The sequence below is a fragment of the Bartonella tribocorum CIP 105476 genome (assembly GCF_000196435.1).
Classification (GTDB): Bacteria; Pseudomonadota; Alphaproteobacteria; order Rhizobiales; family Rhizobiaceae; genus Bartonella; species Bartonella tribocorum.
The window spans coordinates 103,145-126,430 of sequence record NC_010161.1 but is presented as its reverse complement, the minus strand read 5'-3'; the positions used below and the strand labels follow the sequence as shown (position 1 = coordinate 126,430).

The 23,286-nt window shown below is 38.5% G+C and carries 11 protein-coding genes; 6 read left to right on the top strand and 5 right to left on the bottom strand.

The window, feature by feature from the left end; all coding sequences use genetic code 11:
• The first annotated feature begins 16 nt into the window (after positions 1-16).
• The 6 genes from pheT to BTR_RS00500 all read left to right on the top strand — a co-directional run bounded on the left by pheT (position 17) and on the right by BTR_RS00500 (position 8,323).
• Positions 17-2,431, top strand: a complete 2,415-nt coding sequence (gene pheT, locus BTR_RS00535) for a phenylalanine--tRNA ligase subunit beta (protein WP_012230418.1) — start codon at positions 17-19, stop codon at positions 2,429-2,431.
• 1,566 nt (positions 2,432-3,997) lie between these two features.
• Positions 3,998-4,906: a metal ABC transporter substrate-binding protein gene (locus BTR_RS00520; RefSeq protein WP_012230416.1), complete on the top strand. Its 909-nt coding sequence runs from the start codon at positions 3,998-4,000 to the stop codon at positions 4,904-4,906.
• Positions 4,903-5,733, top strand: a complete 831-nt coding sequence (locus BTR_RS00515) for a manganese/iron ABC transporter ATP-binding protein (RefSeq protein WP_012230414.1) — start codon at positions 4,903-4,905, stop codon at positions 5,731-5,733. Before BTR_RS00520 ends, BTR_RS00515 begins: the two co-directional genes overlap by 4 nt.
• Positions 5,730-6,596 (top strand): metal ABC transporter permease, encoded by an 867-nt coding sequence (locus tag BTR_RS00510; RefSeq protein WP_012230412.1) that lies wholly within the window; start codon positions 5,730-5,732, stop codon positions 6,594-6,596. The genes BTR_RS00515 and BTR_RS00510 overlap by 4 nt, the downstream gene beginning before the upstream one ends.
• The gene (locus BTR_RS00505; protein WP_012230410.1) at positions 6,593-7,498 is read left to right on the top strand and encodes a metal ABC transporter permease; all 906 of its coding nucleotides are present in this window, start codon (positions 6,593-6,595) and stop codon (positions 7,496-7,498) included. The genes BTR_RS00510 and BTR_RS00505 overlap by 4 nt, the downstream gene beginning before the upstream one ends.
• A gap of 438 nt (positions 7,499-7,936) precedes the next feature.
• Positions 7,937-8,323 carry a YbaN family protein gene (locus BTR_RS00500; RefSeq protein ID WP_012230408.1) on the top strand — a complete coding sequence of 129 codons (387 nt, stop codon included), beginning with the start codon at positions 7,937-7,939 and terminating at the stop codon, positions 8,321-8,323.
• A gap of 815 nt (positions 8,324-9,138) precedes the next feature.
• On the opposite strand, the gene pncB is transcribed toward BTR_RS00500, so the two are convergent.
• From pncB to aroA, 5 genes are all read right to left on the bottom strand, one after another.
• Complete coding sequence (gene pncB, locus BTR_RS00495; protein WP_012230407.1) at positions 9,139-10,443, bottom strand: nicotinate phosphoribosyltransferase; 1,305 nt, start codon at positions 10,441-10,443, stop codon at positions 9,139-9,141.
• A 125-nt stretch (positions 10,444-10,568) separates the two neighbouring features.
• Positions 10,569-19,145: a glycoside hydrolase family 94 protein gene (locus BTR_RS00490; protein WP_012230406.1), complete on the bottom strand. Its 8,577-nt coding sequence runs from the start codon at positions 19,143-19,145 to the stop codon at positions 10,569-10,571.
• Between the two features lie 231 nt (positions 19,146-19,376).
• Entirely contained in the window at positions 19,377-21,077 is a 1,701-nt protein-coding gene (rpsA, locus tag BTR_RS00485) for a 30S ribosomal protein S1 (protein ID WP_012230405.1), read from the bottom strand.
• 134 nt (positions 21,078-21,211) lie between these two features.
• Positions 21,212-21,859, bottom strand: a complete 648-nt coding sequence (gene cmk / locus BTR_RS00480) for a (d)CMP kinase (protein WP_012230404.1) — start codon at positions 21,857-21,859, stop codon at positions 21,212-21,214.
• Positions 21,856-23,184: a 3-phosphoshikimate 1-carboxyvinyltransferase gene (aroA, locus tag BTR_RS00475; RefSeq protein WP_012230402.1), complete on the bottom strand. Its 1,329-nt coding sequence runs from the start codon at positions 23,182-23,184 to the stop codon at positions 21,856-21,858. The genes cmk and aroA overlap by 4 nt, the downstream gene beginning before the upstream one ends.
• Positions 23,185-23,286 lie beyond the last annotated feature (102 nt).

The window sequence follows — 23,286 nt, the reverse complement described above, 5'->3', positions numbered from 1 at the left end:
CATGTGAGGTTTTAAAATGAAATTTACTTTGTCGTGGTTAAAAGATCACTTAGAGACAGATGCATCTTTGGATGATATTTGCGAGAAACTAACCGCTATCGGTCTTGAGGTTGATCACGTTGATGATCGCTCTTCTTTAAAAGATTTTGTGATTGCAAAAGTTTTAACAGCAATAAAACATCCTGATGCAGATAAACTTCAAATTTTATCAATCGATACGGGAACTGCTACACCTGTTCAAGTTGTCTGTGGCGCACCGAATGCGCGCGCTGGGCTTGTTGGTGTCCTTGCACGACCAGGCACTTATATTCCAGGACTCGATGTGACATTATCTGTAGGAAAAATCCGTGGTGTTGAGAGTTTTGGGATGATGTGTTCGCAAGCTGAGCTTGAATTATCAAATGAGCACGATGGCATTATCGAACTTCCAAAAGATGCACCTATTGGGGATTCGTTTGCCGCTTATGCTGGTCTCGATGATCCGATCATTGATATTGGTTTGACACCCAACCGCTCTGATTGCACAGGTATTCGTGGTATTGCCCGTGATCTTGCTGCCTCTGGAATCGGACAATTAAAAGAATTGTCTTTACCAAAATTTGAAGCTTCCTTTGACACACCTCTCGACGTTTCATTAGATTTTTCGCAAACTTCATCGTTATGCTTAGGTTTTGCTTTGCGTGAAGTGTGTAATGTTCAAAATGGCGCATCACCGCAATGGATGCAACAGCGTTTAAGTGCAATTGGTTTAAGACCGATTAATGCCCTAGTTGACATGACCAATTACATCTGTTTTGATCTTGGTCGTCCGCTCCATGTTTTTGATGCTGATAAGATTAAAGGCAGTTTATATGTACGTTGTGCTCGTGAAGGGGAACAACTTCAAGCACTTAATGGAAAAACCTATCATTTGAACGTTCAGGATTGTGTCATTGCAGATGAAGAAGGTGTTGTTTCCATTGCCGGTATCATGGGTGGTGAAAGAACGAGTTGTGATGAAACAACACGGCGCGTTATTATTGAATCAGCGCTTTGGGATGCGCAAAGCATCGCACAAACAGGGCGAACATTAGGTCTTATCAGTGATGCACGTTATCGGTTTGAACGAGGTGTTGATTCGGCTTTTATGGAAACAGGGCTTGAGATTGCAACAGAATTGGTCTTACGTCTTTGTGGCGGTGAAGTATCCAAGGCGAAAATTGTTGGCTATCAGCAACAAGAAACCAAACAGATCGCTTTTCCTTTTTCTGAAATTAAACGTTTGACACATTTGGACATAGAGCCTGCAAAAGTCATTTCTATTTTAACGAAACTTGGATTTTGCGTTGAGGGAAAAGGAAATATTGTTACAGTAAAAGTACCATCATGGCGCCCTGATATTATGGGAAAAGCCGATTTGGTGGAAGAAGTCATGAGGATTTATGGGTTAGATAAAATTCAGCCTGTTCCTTTGGAAAACTTTACAAAAGGAAAAGATCACGTTTTAACATGCGCGCAAATTCGTTCACGCGCTGCCCGTTTGTCTCTAGCACATCGCGGTATGAAAGAAGCGGTAACGTGGTCTTTTATCTCTGAAAATCAGGCTCTTTCTTTTGGAGGAGGTCAAAAAGAGCTTAAATTGGTCAATCCTATTGCCGCTGATATGTCAGTGATGCGGCCTTCTCTTTTACCTGGTTTGCTTATGGCAGCGCAGAGAAATGCTGATCGTGGTTTTTCTGATCTTGCTTTGTTTGAAATTTCCAGCATTTATGAAGGCGATACCCCTGATAAACAGCGACGTGTTGTGAGTGGAATTCGTCGTGGCACAGAGCAATTTGAAGGCGCTGGGCGTTTTTGGAATGGAAATGCAACAGCCGTTGATGTTTTTGATGCCAAAGCAGATGCGTTAGCCGTTTTAGAGGCATGCGATATAGATGTTGGGAAAGTACAGATTGAAGTTGGCGCCCCTGATTGGTATCATCCAGGTCGTTCAGGAGTCATAAAGCTTGGATCAAAAATTATTCTTGGTTTTTTCGGTGTTCTTCATCCAGCGACCTTAGAAAAATTAGATATCAGTGGTCCTTTATGCGGCTTTGAAATTTTTCTCGATCAAATTCCAGAACCAAAGAAAAAAACAACGAAAAGCCGTCCTCCCTTGAAATTATCGCCATTTCAAATGGTACGGCGTGATTTTGCATTTATCGTTGATAAAACGATTGCTTCTTCTCTTATTGTTCGTGCTGCTCAGGGAGCTGATAAAAAACTGATTCATTCCGTCCAGGTTTTTGATCTTTTTGAAGAGAAAAGCCTTGGTGAAGATAAAAAATCTGTTGCCATTGAGATTGTTATTCAACCGCTTGAACGCACTTTGACAGATAAAGACCTAGAAGAAATTGCTGCAAAAGTCACAGAAAATGTTACTAAAATGACAGGTGCTTATCTTCGTCGTTGAGTATTTTCAGATTACTTTAAAAAATAAAGGAGCACTTTTGAGTGCTCCTTTATTTTTTAAAGGGTTTGAGATCTATAGAATTCTCTTGAAAGAAAATTTTACTACAATCCATTCATTTATAAGGATAATTTTTAAATAAAATCTGTAATATTATAGGACTTATCATTTCAACTCCTCTTTGAATAAATCAAAATCTTTTATTTTCATACCTTAAAGTGGAGTGGTTATATAGAAACCATAAAAAAGGAGTAAAAATGCTCTTTATACAGGCTCTCAAATGCCAAAGCCTGTCGCAATATGAGAAATTGATTATGCAACACTGGAATTGAAAAAATAAAAATGGTACCGCATTTTGTAAAGCCAACGATGATGCCCCATGGATTTCACCTCCTTTGGGGTATGTGCCTTACAGGTATTGCCATGAAATGAATATAAGATGTTTGTTAAAACAAGTACATGAATGATATGATAAGTCTCTGTTTTGAGCATTCTGTTTTTTATGAGAGATGTGATCTCATTGGAAAATGAGAGTAAAAACATGGGGCAATATGCATTCCATGAATTCAAAGACATTGCTTGAGATGCTTTTGAAAAGTGCACAAATTGCATAATGGCTGTAAATAACTTGACGAGCCTGATCTCTTAGAACCACCAGTAACATACTAAAACCTTTTGGGTTTTTAAAACTCATTTTACGTAAAGACAAATTAAAAAGGGAAGATAATCGAAAATCGGTTTTTAGTTTGCATCTTCATATTTTTTTTAAAGAGGCTACGTTTGCGTTTAAAAAGATAAACCCAAAAGACTGTAATATTTTTTCTCCATTTTAGCAGATAAAAGCGAAAATTTCTTATAAAGCTTTTAAATGTAATATCTTTCAAATGTGTATTTATTTTAAGAAACATATCCCAGTGCTTCTCAGTTTATTTTACGACAGCATCTGTGAATGGTATGATTTAAGCTTTTTTCTGAATTATCCTCTTTATGCTTCGTAAAGGGCAAATTAGCTCCGTTATACTTTCTCTTTTTAGCTTCCATGTAGCCGACAAGTCCTTGTCTTTGAGAGAAGTCATGAGGAGGATTTTTATTCCTTTTTATCGTTTTTGTTCACAGGCTCACTCTGCTTGGAATGGATATGTAAAAAGTAGTCACTGATTCATCATAAAAGGGTTTAAAATCAAAAAAACTATGATATTGGGGTCGTTAACTTAATAAAATAATATATTATCCTTATAAATTAATATGTTATCATTGTGATTAGCGGTTGATTGATCAGCAACAAAAAAGACACAAGCTTTATGAGATAAATAAGTGTCATAAAACATAAGCTTACCAGTAAAGAATGAGAAACATATCTCAGCTTTTTAAAAGCTTTGCAAAACAACAAAGCAATTTCTCTTTAAAATCATCCGGTTTTTCAAGATGAATTTTCAAGGCGAGAGAGAATTGTTTTTAAAGGGCTTGAAAAGTTAATTTTTGTAAAAATCCCTCATTGCAAATGCAAAAGATAACTGTTATTGCTAAATGATAATGCAAATCATTCGCAATAAAACAAAGAGAAAATTAATGAATATAAAGAGAATTTTTACTCTAATTCTGGGAAGTCTTATCTTTTTTACTCCCGATTTAGCGGTATGTGCTGGTAAATTTAAAGCTGTTACAACATTCACCATTATTGCTGATATGGCGCGCAATGTAGCGGGTGATGCCGCTGATGTTGAATCTATCACAAAACCAGGTGCTGAAATTCACGAATATCAACCCACCCCTCGTGATCTCATGCGTGCACAAGGCGCAAATCTTATCTTGTGGAATGGGTTAGAATTAGAACTTTGGTTTGAAAAATTTTTTCAAAATATCAAGGATATTCCAAGTGTTGTTGTTTCAGAAGGTGTTGTACCAATTACCATTGGTGAAGGGCCCTTTAGTGGTAAACCCAATCCCCATGCATGGATGTCACCGACTTCTGCTCTAATTTACGTTGATAATATTCGTGATGCTTTTGTAAAGTACGATCCTGAACATGCTGCTGTTTATAAAGAAAATGCTGAAATTTATAAACAGAAGATTCGCGCAACGATTGATCCAATCAGAGCGGAATTGCAAGCAGTTCCTCAAGATAAGCGTTGGCTTGTAACGAGTGAAGGTGCATTTAGTTATTTGGCACGTGATTTTGATCTGAAAGAACTTTATTTATGGCCAATCAATGCTGACCAGCAAGGAACACCACAACAGGTTAAGCATGTTGTTGATATGGTTCGCAAATACAATATCCATGCAGTTTTTTCTGAAAGCACAATTTCTCCAGCACCTGCTAAACAAGTCGCAAGAGAAACAGGAGCTAAATACGGTGGTGTTCTCTATGTCGATTCTCTCAGTGAAAAAAATGGTGAGGTCCCCACTTATATTGACTTATTACGTGTCACGAGTGGTCGTATTAGCAAAGCCTTGTTAGAGGGAGTAAAAAACCAATGAAGGAATGTGGAATATTTGCCCAAGGAGTAACGGTAACTTATCGTAATGGACACACAGCTTTACGTGAAGTAAATTTTGAAAGTCCAAAGGGTTCTATTACAGCATTGGTTGGCGTTAATGGATCCGGTAAATCAACATTATTTAAAGCAATTATGGGATTTGTACGCCCCTCAAAGGGAAAAATTCGCATGTTTGATTTGCCCGTTGATATAGCTTTGAAAAAAAACCTTATTGCTTATGTCCCTCAAAGTGAAGATGTGGATTGGAACTTTCCTGTTCTGGTTGAAGATGTTGTCTTGATGGGGCGGTACGGTCATATGAATTTCTTTCGCTATGCCAGCGCACGAGATTATGAAGCTGTTCGTGTCGCCTTGGAACGCGTTGATATGTTGCCTTTTGCCAAACGCCAGATTGGAGAACTTTCTGGTGGACAGAAAAAGCGCGTTTTTCTAGCGCGTGCTCTGGCACAGAAAGCAAAAGCTATTTTATTAGATGAGCCGTTTACAGGGGTTGATGTTACAACAGAAGATAAAATCATTGCTTTGTTACAAGATCTTCGTAAAGAAGGAGCAGTAATTTTGGTCTCTACCCACAATTTAGGCTCTGTTCCGGAATTTTGTGATCATACAGTTTTAATAAAAGGAACCGTTTTAGCTTCTGGGTTAACAGAAAAAATCTTTACAAAGGAAAATCTGGAAAAAACTTTCGGAGGCTCTTTGCATCACCATATTTTTGATCTTCAAGGTACGAAAAAAAATGATGTTTTCATGGGGAGAAAACAGTCTGCAGTTTGCGAAAATATTGAAAGAGTGGGGCACGTTGCATGATTTCTTGGTTGCTTGAACCACTGAGCTATCAATATATGGTGAATGCAATGTGGGTTTCTGGATTAGTTGGGTGTGTTTGTGCCTTTCTTTCAGCTTTTTTGATGTTAAAAGGTTGGTCATTGATTGGTGATGCGCTATCCCATTCAATTGTTCCTGGTGTCGCAGGAGCTTATCTTTTAGGGTTACCTTTTTCACTTGGCGCTTTTTTTTCTGGTGGTCTTGCTGCAGCAGCAATGCTGTTTTTTAATCAGCGGACAAAACTGAAAGAAGATACCATTATTGGTCTCATTTTTTCTTCCTTTTTTGCTTTTGGATTATTTCTCAAATCATTAAAACCAATGGCTGTTAATATTGATACAATTGTTTTAGGAAATATTTTAGCCGTTAGTTCATCAGATATTATCCAATTGGCTTTTATTGGTTTTTTTTCTTTATTTATATTGCTTTTGAAATGGAAAGATCTCCTTGTTTCTTTATTTGATGAAACACACGCTCGTGCCATTGGATTGAATGTAAAATTTTTAAAAATTCTCTTCTTCACACTGCTTGCTGCTTGTACTGTTGCGGCAATGCAAACGGTTGGAGCATTTTTAGTTATTTGTTTGGTTGTGACGCCTGGGGCAACTGCTTATCTTTTAAGTGACCGTTTTGTAAATATCTTGGTTATTGCAGTTATAATTGGAACACTCACAAGCGTATTGGGTGTTTATATGAGTTATTTTCTGAATGCACAAACGGGCGGGGTTGTCGTACTTTTTCAAGCATTCTTATTTATGTTAGCTTTTATTTTTGCTCCTAAACACGGATATATTGCCGCACGTTTACGGATAAATGCAGCAAAAAAAGGTGTGGTGTTATCATGATTGATCAATTGCTCCTTCCTTTCCAGTTTTCTTTTATGCTGAAAGGCATGCTTATTGTTACGATCCTTTCTATTCCAATGGCAATGCTTTCCTGTTTTCTTATTTTGAAAGGATGGGCACTGTTAGGTGATGCCATTTCCCATGCAGTTTTTCCAGGTGTTGTTGTTGGTTATATGACAACACCGTGGGTGATAGCACTTTTAACTTCTTTGCCATTTGCTTGGCTCCAGCATATGCGCCCAGAGAATATTACAATGACTTTGATTACTTGTGGTGCTTTTGTTGCGGGTATGGTTTGTGCACTTACAACAGGTTTTTTGGGAAGTAACAGTCGTATCAAACAGGATACAGTGATGGGTGTTGTCTTTTCATCGATGTTTGGTTTAGGGCTTGTTTTGGCAACATCTATCTATAGTAGCTTAGACTTAAATCATATTCTATTTGGTAACCTGTTGGGCGTTAATTGGCTTGATATTACGCAGACAGCGGTCATTTCTGCCATTGTTACTTTCATTTTAGGGGCAAAATGGCGCGATTTTATGCTGTATATTTTTGATTCAGTACAAGGTCGTGCAATGGGATTGCGAATACCACTGCTCCACTATACCCTTCTCACAATGATTTCTCTTACAATTGTTGCAGCTTTGAAAGCGGTTGGAATTGTGCTTGTTATTTCTTTACTGATAGCACCAGGAGCAATTGCCTATCTTGTCACAAAACGGTTTTCTTTTATGTTAATGATCGCGATACTTATTGCAGCTTTTTCTGGTTTTTTAGGAATTTATCTTAGCCTATTTATCGGCTCTGATTCTGCTTCCACAATTGTGTTAATCTTGACGTTGATTTTTATTGCCATTTTCATGATAACTTTCTTTCGTCAAAATACAGTTCAAGAAACTTGATGGTGATCAAATTCATGCATATCAGCAATGCATTTTTATATATTGTTTTTCATGCTTATTTTAATTAGATGTTGAATCGCTAGGTTATTTTTCCTCCTAATGTCTAGCAAATGAGTGCAGCACATTTTCTCCCCCCCAATGCTGCATTCTTAATTAAGAGGCTGCATTGATTTATTCTGCAGCCTTTTTATTTTTTTGCTTTTCTAAAATTTCTTCTTATTTCTTGAAACCATTTAAAATAATTATCATATTGCAAAGCTGGTTTATCTCTTGAGGGAACTTATGAAAGTCAAAGATACTTACACATAGAAATGTGTGGCACATAGAAATAGTGGCAAGGGGAAATGATGGAGAGGAATTATCCACTCAAACATATAAACAATGAAACAGATATAATTTTTGCGTAAAATTTTACGTGGAAGAAAATAATACGAGAGAATGAAGAAATATTTCAAGATATCACACCCTTTGCGCCTCTGCTATTATATAGCAGGTTGGGCAATGGTTATATTAGGTATTATCGGTGTGGTATTACCTATTATGCCGACGATGCCTTTTTTGTTGATTGCCTCATGGTGTTTTACACGCTCTTCTCCACGTTTTCATCAGTGGCTGAATAATCATCGTATTTTCGGTCCCCCTCTTAAACAATGGGAAGAAAGAAGAGCTATCTCTCCATTTGTTAAAATTTTTGCAGTAATAAGTATGACAGGGGGAGGATTATCCTTTTTCGTGATGGTACACCCTCCTTTATGGATTTTTTTACTCGTTGCCGTTATATTATTGTTGATTGCTGTTTATATCGTGACACGTCCATCTTCATAATGACATAAAAAACTTTATGAGATGCTCTTTTTAGCTTTGCCTTATTTGTTAGAATGATGAGAGAATCTTTCCCCTTAAGTTTTAGATATAACATATCCCTATTCAAAACGCATATGAAATAACAAGCTTTTTTAAAAGCAATTGATTAATGATATACTTGTGAAATAATTTTTATGAGCAAAGAAAATTATGCACAAAGCCCTTTTAAAACTCATAAAAAGTTGCTTTGTAAACAATGATAAATCACCTTCATGAAGAGATTTTATTTTTGTAAAGCTTGCTTGTACAAATTTCTATATACATCTCTACTGAAAAACACATTGATATTATATCTTTTTTCTAACAAGATATTTCGTTTGTTTTCATATCTCTGGATGAAAACATTGTATTCTTATGATATGCGTGTGAATAAATTTTCTGACTTTGCATAAAACTTATTCGAAATAAACATATTATAGCATTCTGTTTTTTCATGAGATTCGAGAATTCTCACCCAACATGCATCATGATAGTATCCCATTATACCATAAAATACTTTTATCTATAACAATGATATAAAGCATATAAGCTTCCTTAACTAAAATTTCTTAGTAGGTAATTTTTTTTGAGTGCATCGTGCATATTTTTTAAGTTTTGCTTATCGAGCTTTATGTAGGTAAACCGCACGTGTGAGAAGCCAAATGGAATCCGCTCAACAAAAAACAGAACTATTTACAGACCTGCAAGGGTTAAGAATCCTCGTCCTTAGGGTGGGTAAAAAGGTTAACCTTATAAACAATATAATGAATCAATATATCCGTTTAAAGAGCTGAAAACTACATCTTGACAGGTCTAGCAACGCGCTTTTTATTGCCAAAAAAATTGAGATAACGTTGCACTTCTTTTGAATCACCGATCGTCTTCTCAGGATTATCTGAAAGTTTTACGGCTGGTCGACCATTGGCATGGGTCACCTTACAAACAAGAGAAAGAGCATCAAGGGTTGCGATTTCTTGAGGGGCACAGCCTGTAAAGTCATTGGTAAGATCCGTGCCCCATCCAAAACTCATGCGCACTTTCCCATGGAAATGATGATAGGTTTTTTCAATTGTATCGACATCAAGTGCATCAGAAAAAATTAAAAGTTTTTCACGTGGATCTTGTCCTTTTTCTTTCCACCACTGAATAATACGCTCTCCACCTTCTATAGGGGGGGCACTATCCGGTCTAAAGCCCGTCCAATCTGCTACCCAATCTGGGGCATCACATAAAAATGCTTCTGTACCAAAGGTATCAGGTAAAACAATGAGAAGATTTCCACCATAATAACGGTTCCAATCTTGCAAAACTTGATACGGAGCTCTGCGTAATTCATCATCGTTGTTGCTGAGAGCAGCAATGACCATAGGCAATTCATGCGCATTGGTTCCAAGAGCCTCTAAATCTGTATCCATGGCGAGAAGGACATTAGAAGTTCCCGTAAAAGAATCACCAATGCCTTCTTTTAAAGCTTCAACACACCAACGCTGCCATAAAAAAGAATGGCGGCGTCTTGTCCCAAAGTCGGATATTTTAATATCAGGCAATTTTTTAAGGCGTTCAACTTTACGCCACATTTTTGCTTTAGCACGTGCATAAAGTACATCAAGAGCAAAGCGGTCTAGTTTTTTGAGTGCAGCGCGTGAACGTAATTCACTGATGATAGCAAGGGCTGGAATTTCCCACATAGAGCTATGAGCCCATGATCCATGAAAGTGGAGAATATATTGGCCATCTTTGCGGGCGAGCTCGTATTCTGGGAGTTGAAAATTCTCAAGCCACTGAAGAAAATCCGGTTCAAAAATTTGTTTGCGTCCATAAAATGTATTACCAGCAAGCCAGATCATTTCTTTTTTCGTAAAACGCAGACTAAGAGCGTGATCAAGTTGAGCTCGCAATTCACTCTCATCAATATCATCGGCAAGACGTATTGTTTTTGTACGGTTTATGAGGGAAAAAGTAACATTGACAGTGGGATAAAGCCCCCAAATCATCTGTACCATAAGAAGCTTATAAAAATCCGTATCAAGAAGTGAACGAATAATGGGATCAAGTTTCCAGGTATGATTATAAACACGCCTTGCGATGTCTGGATGATTCATAATCCTCTTTCTTTCAATCTCATAGAATTTAAAATTATTGTGCTCCAACAAGGTCCATATAGGAATGAGAGGAACTATAACAACTCTAAGATTTTGAGCAAGAATAAAAAAGCCCTTGAGTTTTTCTATTTTGAGGATTTAAGTATGCGTATGATTTCATGTTTTCCGGTTTTTTCTAACTTTATTCCTGTTTGAACATGAGCATATTCTTTTCCATTAACTCTGAATATATTTTCAGATCCCCATTTTACTTTAAGAATATAAACAGCTTCATAAAATTTCATTTTTGCTTCATATTCGGGCCAGAAGGAAGGCAAGTGTGGATGTAAAAACAATCGATCTCCTTGGCGCTTTATTCCAAGGATAGCTTGTGTTGCAGCATGATAAAACCACCCAGCTGAACCTGTATACCATGTCCAACCACCTTGACCACACCGTGGTTCAACAGCATAAATATCTGCGGCCATCACATAAGGTTCAACACGATAGGTTTCAGGATTTTGTCCATGGGTAATTGGATTAATCGCAGAAAATAAACGGTAAGCTTGATCGCTTTCATCTATTTGTGCAAGCGCTAAAATGCTCCAAATAGCGCCATGGGTGTATTGACCACCATTTTCTCGAATGCCAGGGGGATAACCTTTTATATAACCGGGCTCGAGTGTACTTTTATCAAAAGGTGGCCAGAAAAGACGTAGAAGTTTTCCTTGTTTATCATAGAGATGTTCAAGCATTGAGACCATAGCCTGTTTTTGACGCTCAAGCGGTGCCATTTGAGAAATAACAGCCCAAGATTGAGCAATGGTATCAATTTGGCATTCATCATTGCTTTTAGAGCCAAGAGGTGTTCCATCATCAAAATAACCACGTCGATACCAAGCGCCATCCCAACCGTTTTTTTCTAGGGATTTTTTCAAGCGTTCAAGGTACGTACTCCATATTTGCATATGGCTGTTGTCACCACGTTTTTTGGCCAAAGGAATAAATGCTTTTAGTGTGCTCCCAAGAAACCATCCTAACCAAGTGCTTTCGCCTTTTCCTTTAATACCTACAAAATTCATGCCATCATTCCAATCGCCCCCTAAAATAAGAGGAAGACCGTGGGGGCCACAGCGTTTAATGGCAAGATCTAGAGCTAAAGCACAATGTTCATAAACTGTTGCGACCTTTGAGGATTGGGTGGGTTGAAAATAAGCATCCTGTTGCCCACTTTTGAGAACATCGCCTTCAATAAAAGGGATGAGCGTATCAAGAAAAGCGTCATCACCCATGGTATTGACATAAAGAGCGGTTGCATAGGCAAGCCAAACGATATCATCAGAAATGTATGTGCGAACACCAGCATTTGTGTCAGGCAACCACCAATGTTGCACATCCCCTTCAAGAAATTGGTGCGCTGCAGCATTTAACAATTGTTCATGGGCTAATTGTGGTTTCAGCAATAACAAAGACAAACTATCTTGTAACTGGTCACGGAAACCAAATGCACCACTTGCTTGATAAAAGGCAGCGCGCGCCATAATGCGGCAGGCATAGACTTGATAAGGAAGCCAATGGTTGACCATAATATCAAAAGAGGGGTCCGGTGTTTTTACTTGGAGTGGGGAAACAAAATCACTCCAATAGTGTTTTTGTTTTTTGAGCAAAGTTTCAAAGTCACTTGCACGTACTTGATTGAGTAATTTTTCAGCTTCTTTTCTATTTTCAGCACTGCCAAGATAGAAAATGATTTCTTTTGTTTGCCCTGGTTGAAGATCAATATCATAGGCAAATGCTGAACAAGGATCACATCCTGCTTCAATGGTATTGGAAAGTGCACTGGCTCTACGGATCGCATTTGGATGTGTTATGCTTCCCGTTGTACCGATAAATTCGCTGCGATTGGTTGTGGTGCTGGTTGGCATTTTAGATGCTGATAAAAATGTAACTTGTTGAGATTTTTCAATGTGATAAGGATTTTCAATGAAATGTACCCCTCTTTTAGCCTCATAAGAGGGAACAATGAAGGGAGCATATTTTGTACGGACATTTCCTAAAACCCACTCAACATAATTATAAAGGCGTAAACTGCGTGGTTTTTTCCCTTCATTCGTGAGAATAAGACGTGAAAAGCGAACAGGTTTTTCTGGGTCGAGTGTATGGGTCAGTTCTAATGCGATTTCTGAATGTGTCGATTTAAAAGTTGAGAATCCAAAACCATGACAAGCCTCATAAACAACATTTTCATCACATTCTACAGCAGAAACAGGTGAGAAACGTTTTAAAGACTGGCGATCGACCAGATAAAGTGCTTCGCCTGGCCGGTTAGACGTTGGATCATTCGCCCAAGGGGTTAATTGATAATCGCGACTATTGTGAGCCCAAGTAAAGATTGCACCTTCAGCAGAAACATGAAAACCAAACCCATGATGAGCAATGACGTTAATCCACGGATGCGGTGTGGTGGTGTGTCCATGAAGACGTACTACATAATGATTATGCTGATTAAAACCACCATAACCATTCCAATATTTTAGATCTTCTCCATTAACGAAAGGATAAGAGGGTTTTTGTTGGCTCGCAAGACCAATGGAAGCAAAAAGATTCTGTTCAGTTTGTGTTATAATTTGCCTTCCCTCGTTATATTTTTGGGGGTCTAATTGATCATGAGGTCCCTGATAATTTTTACGAATTGAAAAATCAAAATCATTCTCCTCAATTCGTTTAAGCTGTTCAGATAGAGAGCCATTTTGGGCATCAAGAATAATGCGTGCTGATGCAAGAAGCGTTTTAAAACTTTGTTCATTTATTTGATCGCGCCGAAGTGTAAAAATATGTTGGCGCTCATCTGTTTTTTGCATGTGATGTCGATAAGATTCGCATACCCATTCAAGAGCGCGTTGTGTATCTTGTATATAAGAAAATGCTTGTTCATTGAGAATGACCAAATCAACAATAAGGCCACGCGTACGCCAATATTCGTGTGCTTTAAGGAGTTCATGCAGTACAGTTATATTTCCCTCGTTATTTAATCTAAGAAGACAGAGTGGATTATCTCCTGAGATGGACATGGGCCAAAGATCAGACTGTTTTCCAAGCGTTTTTGCTAATATTTCAGAAGGAAGACGCCATGTGCGATCAGGATAGATAAGCGGCGTTGCATATTTTTGATAGATAATAGCTTCTTTAAGATGGGTTCCACTCTGATACAGTGCAACTTGTGAGCGTGTCCATGCCATTGAAAGTTCTTTTTGAAACATATCAGGTTGTCGATAATGTTTCATATGATTACGTAGCGCTTCTTTTGTATGAGCCGCAAAAGTCCAAAAGGTAAGTTCTGCTTTTCCATGCGCTGGAATTTTTATACGACATCGCAATGACATAATAGGATCAAGAACACAACCCTGACTGTTACTCAAACGAGCATTTTGATCAAATGCAGCGGGACGATAAATGGATCGCCCTCGACCAATAAACAATGAACGATCTGTTTCAGCTTCTGTCTCTTGAAGAGTATCCGTTGTACTGGAAACAAAATGGGCAATATGAATCTCAGGATCGTTAGGTGAGCGTTTGCGCCTTTTGGCAAAAATTGTTTTGCCTTCCTCAGCAATTTCTGTCTCTATAAACATCCGCGAAAAAACAGGATGAGCACTATCCATATCCATTGTTGCGAGCGCTAGTTCACCATAAGAGGTAACTTCAATAAGACAATCTTTGTTTGTTGTATTCATCAGTTGAATACGTCTACCTTCGCCGCATCCTTCAGATGTAATAAGACATTCAAGTGTTGATTTGAGCCCATCAACTATTTTTGTATATTCAGCTTTTTCATCTGTGAAAATGCTGACGGCTTCTTCTTCAATAACGCGTGTTGGTTCACTGGTCACAGACCACCACCGTCCACTATGTGTATCACGTAAGAAAAATAAAGTCCCTTGTTGATCTTCTGTTGCATCAGGAATAAAGCGTGTAATCGCATAATCATGCCAACGGCTATAGCCAGAACCATTCGCTGTTAGCATGGTGGAATAAGAGCCATTTGATAAGAGCAAAGTTTCCCGTGGTTTGAGCAATGGATTTTTAATAATGCGTAAAGGAGCAGCATCCAATACTTGAGATTTATTGCGCATACGCTTAATAGCTTTGGTGTGAATAATAGGAATAAGATGGGGAGCGCGCTCTTGTAAAAGAAATTGCATTGCTTCAATAATGGGATCACGATGAAAACGATCACGCATTCTCCCCTGAAAAATAACATTGTTAAGAGCAAGGATAGACATACCATGATGGTGCGCATAATAATTGCGTACAATAGCGTATTTTTCCCCTGTTTTTACGCGTGAAGGAGTAAAATCAATAGAATCATAATAACCATATGTTCCTAAAGCTCCAAGATCACGGAGTCGTTTTAAATTGGTTACAGCTTTGTGAGGCACATATTGTGCTGCAAGAAAGCTGGCATAGGGAGCAATGACAGCATTGCGTGAAAGACCCCGTTGGAGTCCAAGGCTTGGAACACCAAAATGAGCATATTGGTAATTCATTAAATGATCACGAGCGTTAAATGCGGCCTCTGAAATACCCCATGGCAATTCCCGTGTATGGGCATATTGTATTTGACAACGAATAATTAATCGATTGGTTTGATCTAAGAGAGATCCTAAAGGTTCATGCATCACAAGAGATGGCATAAGGTATTCGAACATGGAACCAGACCATGATAGGAGCGCACTTTTCCAACCTACGGGGATGAGGAGTCGACCAAGATGAAACCAATGTTTAAGTTTTATATCTCCCTTTGCAATGGCAAAGAAGCTTGCAAGACGTGCTTCTGAAGCAAGGAGATCATAACAATTTTCATCAAGTTTGTTTTCTTGAACACGATATCCTATCGATAAGAGATGCCGTTTAGGCTGTTCTAAAAAATCAAATTTCATATCAAAAGCTATTTGCCGTGCCGCTATAGCCAACTTGTTTAGTTTTTTGCATAATTTTTCAGTATCACAATGAGTCGTTGCATCAAGATGATGAGCGTCGCAGGTTTCGATAAGGCATTTAACCCAAGAAAGCGCACGAGCAGATTCTGTCGTTTGAATTTTTTGGTCGAGTTCATCGACTAAGTGTACAATATCATGGGCTGCGCGTGAAAGATCCCTGATATGAGAAGGAATCGTATTTTTTTGTTCTACAAAACTACAGACAGAGTGATGAAAACGAGCAATATTTTCTTCGATTCTTTGGCGTAAGGAACATAAACTGGGTTGATGATCTGGAATTTCTTTGACAGTTTCTTCAAGAATAGTCAGAACATCCGATAAGCCTTCTCGATCACTTTGAAAAAGAAGATGCGGTTTTTCAGCCCATCCCCTTAAAGCAGAAGAAAGGGTTACCAAATGACCAGCAAGATTTCCTGAATCAACAGTTGATACATAAGCAGGCAAAAGAGGTCTGAGTGTATCCGTTTCATACCAATTATAAAGATGACCATGGAACTTTTCCATTTTTGCAAGAGAGCGTAATGTACATTCAATACGGGTGATGGTCTCTTCAAAACCAATCCAGCCAAAATCACGTGCAGCAATAATAGAAAGAAGATAAACCCCTATATTCGTAGGGGATGTACGTTGAGCAACAAGAGGTTCAGGATCTTCTTGAAAATTATCGGGAGGCAAATAGTTGTTTTGTGCATTAACAAAGGTTGCATAATAAAGCCACGTCCGCCGTGCAATAGAACGAAGGATTTTTTCATCTTTTGAAGAAAGATAAAGGCCATCTTGAAATGTTGAAGGTCGACTCACAACCCAAGCTATGAAAGGTGAAAAAAACCATGCTATCCCAAAAGGCAAAGCAATAAAGCCTGCAAAACTATCAAAAAAAAGAGGGAGTATTAGGGCAAGAGCACCAATAAGCGATGCTGGTGCCATTGTAAACACGTAGAAAGGCAAACTATTAGGCATTGATTTTGTTGCAAAAAAAGTTTTCCATTCAAGAAGATGCTGTTTTGAAATCGTTATACGATAGAGTGTACGAATAATCGCATCGGTCATAAAATACGCCGAATGAGCAAAAAACGTCACTTTAAGAAACATATAAGCGCTTGTAAGAGCAGTTTTATTCCAAATTAATTGAAAATGTCCGCGCAAAGAATGATCTATATTGTATGAGATAAGCGTTTTTAATACACATAAAATGGGTGCAATGAAGGCGCTAAGCAACAAAAATATCTGCCAGACGATTGCACTCTTTAATGGCAAAAGAGCCCATCCTGCAAATGCTGCGATTAACCACATCAATGGAGTGAGAGAACGGCGCAAATTATCCTGCATTTTCCAACGCGTCACGAAGCTTATTTGATGAGGTAAAAAAAGATAAGGCAAAAGTTGCCAATCACCGCGAATCCAGCGATGATAACGCATAACATCAATATTATAAGCCGTTGGATAATCTTCAATGACTGTGATGCTACTTACCAGAGCGGTACGGGCATATCCTCCTTCTAAGAGATCATGACTAAGAACAGTATTTTCTTTAACTTTGCCATCAAGTGCTTGTTCAAATGCATCAATATTATAAAGACCTTTACCGACAAAGGTGCCTTCTCCTAAAAGATCTTGATAAGTATCAGAAACAGCAAAAACATAAGGATCAATACCACGGTTGGTAGAAAAAACACGTTGGAAAATTGATGTTTTTTTTTCTGTTGTCAGAGAAGGAATAATGCGCGGTTGCAAAATGCTATAGCCTTTTACAACCTTGCCACTTTTGGGGTCGAAAATGGGATGATTGAGTGGATGGTTGAGCTTTCCAACAAGTTTTGTGACGCTCTCAGGAGTAAGACGTGTATCGGCATCCAGCGTCATAACAAAACGGCAATCCATAGGAAGAGGTAGATCGGGAGGATAAAAGCTGGTGTTTTTATCGTCTCTTAAAAACCGATTGAATTCATGAAGTTTTCCCCGCTTTCGTTCCCATCCCATCCAACATTTTTCGCTGCTATTATAAAGACGTCGGCGATGTAAAAGGAAAAAAACAGGAAGTTCATCACGATAATAACGACCATTGAGTTTATCAACGCTTCTTTGCGCATAATGCAATAAATCAAGATCATCTTGTGTTTCTCTTAATGGAGCATCCACCCAATCTGTAATGAGTGCAAAATGAATAGCACCTTTAGGATTGGAAAGATAATTCACTTCAAGATTGTGCACTTGCGCATCAATATCATCGCGTGATGTTATCAAAGTAGGAACAACAACCATTGTACGCGCATGTCTTGGAATACCTTCTTTATATTCATAACCAATGAGCTGTCTTGATGGAACAAACCATGAAATAACTGTATTAAATAGAGCAAAAGCCGCATCCATAGCAGGAAAAATCGCCAATACAGTAAAGCAAAGGGACATCCATGATGTCATACCAGATATTTGTAAAAGGGTGTAAACTGCAAGCAAAAGAGCAAGTGTTAGAAAAGAGACAGGAAGGGCAATGACTCTCAGTTTTAAGCAATAAAAAGCGCGTGCCCATTTTATGAGAGAAGGCGGCGTATATCCACAAGCCTTTTCAAAGGCGTCACGACCATCACCGACAAGATACCATCCCACACAAGAATGATGAGGTGTATCTTCAAAAGTGGAATTTGCCATTTCTACAGCTTTATGGGAAACTTCTAGCTCACTAAGAAGCGAAAAACGTGCTACTTTTTCAATGACTTGTCGATAAATACTGCGTGAGTGAGAATCAATTTCAGAAAAATCATTATTTTTACGCAAAATAGCATCGACACAACTCACTGTTTCAAACCACACTGTCCAATCAATATCATCTATAGCTTTAAGAGCACGGATAATATTACCCGTGGTCACACCATCTGCGGCTTGTCGAGTGTGTTCATCGGCTGTTGCGCTTTCTAAGCTACTGCCTTGACTTTCCAATTGCTTTTCAAGCCAAGTTAATGCTACGGTTGAATCGACAGTTGCACTGCGTAAGCGATAGAATAAATGCGCTGAAAAAGTTGGGTCAGCAGTGAATGGTTTGTACTGTGTGAAAAGAGAGTTTAGACTTGTTTTATTCTCTACAAGAGAAATTTTATCCGCTACTTGATTAGCAAGATGGCGCATATGCCGCGCTTTTTCGATACGCACTGAAAGACGACGAACATTTTCAATGAGCAGCATTTGCATAACGGAAGGAAGAGCCCATAATTCACCAATTGTGAGCGCACAAACTTCTTGAAACCCATTAATCATAGCCGTAAGTGTTTCTTGTGAGAAGCTGCTATCGGTATGTGCAATATAAAGCCAAGTTAAAGTAAAAATGCGTGGCATTCCTGCTTTTTGTGTAGAAAGAGGAAGTTGCTTTATGAAGGACTTGAGAAGGCTACGGCGTAGTTGTTGTACGGTTTTATCAATGACGTAATGATTATCAATGAGCCATTGAGCAGACGGTGCGATCGTTTCATCATTTTGAGCAGCAAAATAACTGGTATGAAAGGCATGAAGGATAAGTTTAGCATTTTCATTCAATCTCTTGCGAAAATCTTCTACTCCTTCATATTCAGGAAGTAAAATTGCTTTGCCAGAAGCTATATCATGCCCTAGATTATAAAGATCTTCCTGTACTTTATAAATTGCACGAAGAGGAAAGTCCGTATTAATAAAATAATCTTTCCCCTTCTTGTGAGAGAAAAAGTACTTTATAAAAGGTATTGTGCACGCCATAATGTCTCGTTGTTATTTAATTACATCGTTTTTTATTTAAATTGTAAGCATTTTATCTGAATAGTGAACCGTTGATAGGCAAAAAACAAACTTTTTGTTTTTATTTGCAAGCATTTATAATAATTTTTAATGCAATCATTAAAAAATAAGGAGAGAATTTCTTCAGAAAATAAAAAGGTCACTCCTAAAACGAGTGACCTTAATAACACCATCAATTTTAATGATTGATGATTAGTCTTGTTCTTGTTTTTTCAAAGCTGCACCAAGAATATCGCCAAGAGAAGCCCCTGAGTCTCTAGAACCATATTGAGCAACAGCTTCTTTTTCTTCTGCAATTTCTAACGCTTTGATTGATACTGAAATTTTACGTGTTTTTTTATCAAACGCTGTGATGCGCGCATCAACCTTTTGCCCAATTGCAAAACGTTCAGGCCGTTGTTCATCACGATCACGCGCAAGATCAGTACGGCGAATGGTTGTCTCAAGGTTGTGGTCAATCAATTTCACATTAATGTCATTGTCGTTAACAGCAACAACTTCACAGGTTACAACAGCACCTTTGCGCAATTCGCCAGAAGCGGCTGCTTCTCCAACTTTATCGCTGGAAAGCTGCTTAATTCCAAGAGAGATACGCTCTTTTTCAATGTCAACATCCAAAACCACAGCTTTAACAATGTCGCCTTTATTGTAAGTATCAATGACTTGTTCACCTGGACGGTTCCAATCAAGATCAGAGAGATGAACCATACCATCAACATCGCCTTCAAGCCCAATAAACAAACCAAATTCTGTTTTATTTTTAACCTCTCCCTCAATTTGTGAATTGACAGGAAATTTATTGGCAAAAGCTTCCCATGGATTTTCAAATGTTTGCTTTAAGCCAAGAGAAATACGTCGTTTAGAAGGATCAATTTCAAGAACAACTACTTCTACCTCTTGTGATGTAGATAGAATTTTTCCAGGGTGAACATTTTTCTTTGTCCAACTCATTTCAGAAACATGGATCAATCCTTCAATTCCTGGTTCAATTTCAACAAAACCACCGTAATCCGTAATGTTGGTAACAGCGCCCGTAATTTTTTTACCAATTGGATAGCGGACACTGATGCTTTCCCAAGGATCACTTTCAAGCTGTTTCATTCCAAGAGAAATACGGTGTGTATCTTGATTGATGCGAATAATCTGAACTTTAATTGTTTGACCAATTGTCAGCACTTCAGAGGGGTGGTTAACACGCCGCCATGCCATATCCGTAACGTGTAAGAGACCATCAATCCCACCAAGATCAACAAAGGCACCATAATCTGTAATATTTTTCACCACACCTTCAACGATTTGGTTTTCTTCAAGATTTTGTACAATTTCTGAACGTTGCTCAGCGCGACTTTCTTCTAAGACAGTACGACGTGAAACAACAATATTGCCACGACGACGATCCATCTTCAAAATTTCAAAGGATTGTGAATTATGCATGAGAGGTGAAACATCACGAATAGGACGAATATCAACTTGGCTGCGCGGTAAAAAAGCAACAGCACCATCAAGATCGACTGTAAAGCCACCTTTTACTTGGCTAAAGATAACGCCCTCAACACGTACACCAGCATTGAATTTTTCTTCTAAACGGACCCAACTTTCTTCGCGCCGTGCTTTTTCGCGCGATAAAACAGCTTCACCCATGGCATTTTCAATGCGTTCAATGTAAACCTCAACTTCATCGCCAACTTGTAAAGAACCATCTTTTGCTTTAGCTCCAAATTCTTTGAGAGGAATACGTCCTTCGACTTTAAGTCCAGCATCAATAATGGCCATGTCTTTTTCGATTGCAATAACACGACCTTTAACAACAGATCCTTCATTAAGATCATTGGTTTGAAAAGATTCTGTTAAAAGGGCTTCAAAATCCGCTGTTGTGGGATTGTATTGTGACATAAGAACTCCTAATATATACCTTGTATTATAAGGTATGAGCGCTAGGTTAGTGTTAACATGAGCAACTCCTTAGCCTTTTTCCTTATAATACAGGAAGAAAAGTTAGCGCGAGGCTGGAAGTTACCTTAACGAATTCATCCAATTATATGCATTTTTATGATTGGATCAATAAAACTACATGCAATTGCAAATGTTGCTTCTATACTCAATTCTGACGTATCAAGCAAGTGGGCGTTTTCGGCTGGTTTTAGGGGGCTTTCTTTGCGCGTTATATCGCGACTGTCTCGCTGTTCAAGATCGTTAAGTATTTCATGATAATTTGCTTGCCCTCCTTTTTTTAAAATCTCTTGGTAACGACGTTTGGCACGTGTTTGAACATTGGCTAGAATATAAAACTTGATATCAGCATCAGGACAAACGATGGTGCCAATATCTCGCCCATCGAGCACGCTTCCAGGTAAAGTTTTGGCAAAGTTACGTTGTTTTTCGACAAGAATTTTGCGTATAGTAGGATTAAGCGCTATTTTTGAAGCCGCCTCACCAAGTTCATGAGAAGAAAGAAAAGCAAGATTTAAGGTATTAAAATCAAGTTCTTTAGCATAAGTGATAGCATTTTTTTCATCATCAAGAGCTAAATTGTGTTGTAAAAGCGCATAAGCAACACCACGATAAGTAAGCCCTGTATCCAAATGATGAAGATGATAATGCGCAGCAATTTTACGTGCTAAGGTCCCTTTGCCTGAAGCGGCAGGTCCATCAATGGCAATAACAAAAGGCTTCAAGCAATTTTCCCTCCAAGTTGTTTTATAAAAGGAATAAATTCTGGAAAGCTCGTAGCAATCATTCGTTGATCATCAATGGTAACAGGTTTTTCTGATACAAGTCCAAAGGTGAGAAAGCACATAGCAATTCGATGATCAAGATGTGTGGAGACATACCCACCACCTAAACCTTTGGCGGAACCTTTTCCATAAACAACAAGAAAATCTTGCCCTTCTTCACAGTCTACGCAATTAATTTTTAATCCTTGAGCAACAGCAGACAGTCGATCTGATTCTTTAACGCGTAATTCCTCAATTCCTAGCATAACGGTTTTACCTTCTGCAAAGGCTGCCGCGACCGCCAAAGCAGGATATTCATCAATCATCGATGGAGCACGTTCTTTAGGCACAGTAACACCTTTAAGAACTGATGATTTTATCCGTAGATCGGCAACATCCTCTCCACCTGTTTGGCGTTGGTTCAAAAATTCAATGTGAGCGCCCATTTCCCACAATGTTTCGATAAGTCCTATTCGAGAATTGTTTATCAGAACATTTTCAATAGTGATATCAGAATCTTCTACAAGAAGAGCTGCGATAATTAGAAAAGCAGCAGAAGAAGGATCACCCGGAATATGAATCGTTTGTCCCGTAAGATGGGGGTGACCATAAAGATGAATCAAACGCGCACCTTCTTTATCTCTTTCTATTTCAAGTGTAGCACCGAATGCTTTTAACATTTTTTCCGTATGATCGCGTGTGAGAACCGGTTCAATAACCGTTGTAATGCCGGCGGTATTGAGTCCAGCAAGGAGAATCGCTGATTTAACTTGAGAGGAAGCTATTGGAACATGGTAGCGAATCGGATTAGCCATTTTGGGACCATAAAGCGTTAAAGGAAGATGGTCACCGTGTGTAGCCTCAATTTCCACCCCCATAAGACGTAAGGGGTCGAGGATACGTCCCATAGGACGTTTAGAGAGAGAAGCATCACCAATAAAAGTTGTTTTCATATGATAGGGGCCAACCATTCCCATAACCAAACGAGCACCTGTTCCAGCGTTTCCAAAGTCTAAAGGTTTTTGTGCAGCTAAGAGGCAACCATTCCCTGTTCCTCGTATGATCCAGAAGTCATCTTTCTTAATTATACAAGCACCCATAGCTTGCATAGCAGAAGCCGTATTGAGGACATCAGCGCTTTCAAGTAATCCGTGGATATATGTTTCACCATTTGCTAACCCTCCCAATATAAGAGAGCGATGGGAAATTGATTTATCTCCTGGTATTCGAATTTTTCCAGAGAGACTACTCGATTTATAGGCGGTTATAGGGATTGCTTTTTGCATGGAAATTCTATCTAATCTTTATGAAATTATGCATCCTTTAGCACATGCTTTAAAGGGCGTCATGAAAAAATCTACGTGGAACAGTGTATTTATCTTTGACAA

What these genes read in the sequence shown, in the direction of transcription:
- pheT (WP_012230418.1), top strand. Translation starts at nt 17, where the DNA reads ATGAAATTTACTTTGTCGTGGTTAAAAGATCACTTAGAGACAGATGCA.
- BTR_RS00520 (WP_012230416.1), top strand. Translation starts at nt 3,998, where the DNA reads ATGAATATAAAGAGAATTTTTACTCTAATTCTGGGAAGTCTTATCTTT.
- BTR_RS00515 (WP_012230414.1), top strand. Translation starts at nt 4,903, where the DNA reads ATGAAGGAATGTGGAATATTTGCCCAAGGAGTAACGGTAACTTATCGT.
- BTR_RS00510 (WP_012230412.1), top strand. Translation starts at nt 5,730, where the DNA reads ATGATTTCTTGGTTGCTTGAACCACTGAGCTATCAATATATGGTGAAT.
- BTR_RS00505 (WP_012230410.1), top strand. Translation starts at nt 6,593, where the DNA reads ATGATTGATCAATTGCTCCTTCCTTTCCAGTTTTCTTTTATGCTGAAA.
- BTR_RS00500 (WP_012230408.1), top strand. Translation starts at nt 7,937, where the DNA reads ATGAAGAAATATTTCAAGATATCACACCCTTTGCGCCTCTGCTATTAT.
- pncB (WP_012230407.1), bottom strand. Translation starts at nt 10,443, where the DNA reads ATGAATCATCCAGACATCGCAAGGCGTGTTTATAATCATACCTGGAAA.
- BTR_RS00490 (WP_012230406.1), bottom strand. Translation starts at nt 19,145, where the DNA reads ATGGCGTGCACAATACCTTTTATAAAGTACTTTTTCTCTCACAAGAAG.
- rpsA (WP_012230405.1), bottom strand. Translation starts at nt 21,077, where the DNA reads ATGTCACAATACAATCCCACAACAGCGGATTTTGAAGCCCTTTTAACA.
- aroA (WP_012230402.1), bottom strand. Translation starts at nt 23,184, where the DNA reads ATGCAAAAAGCAATCCCTATAACCGCCTATAAATCGAGTAGTCTCTCT.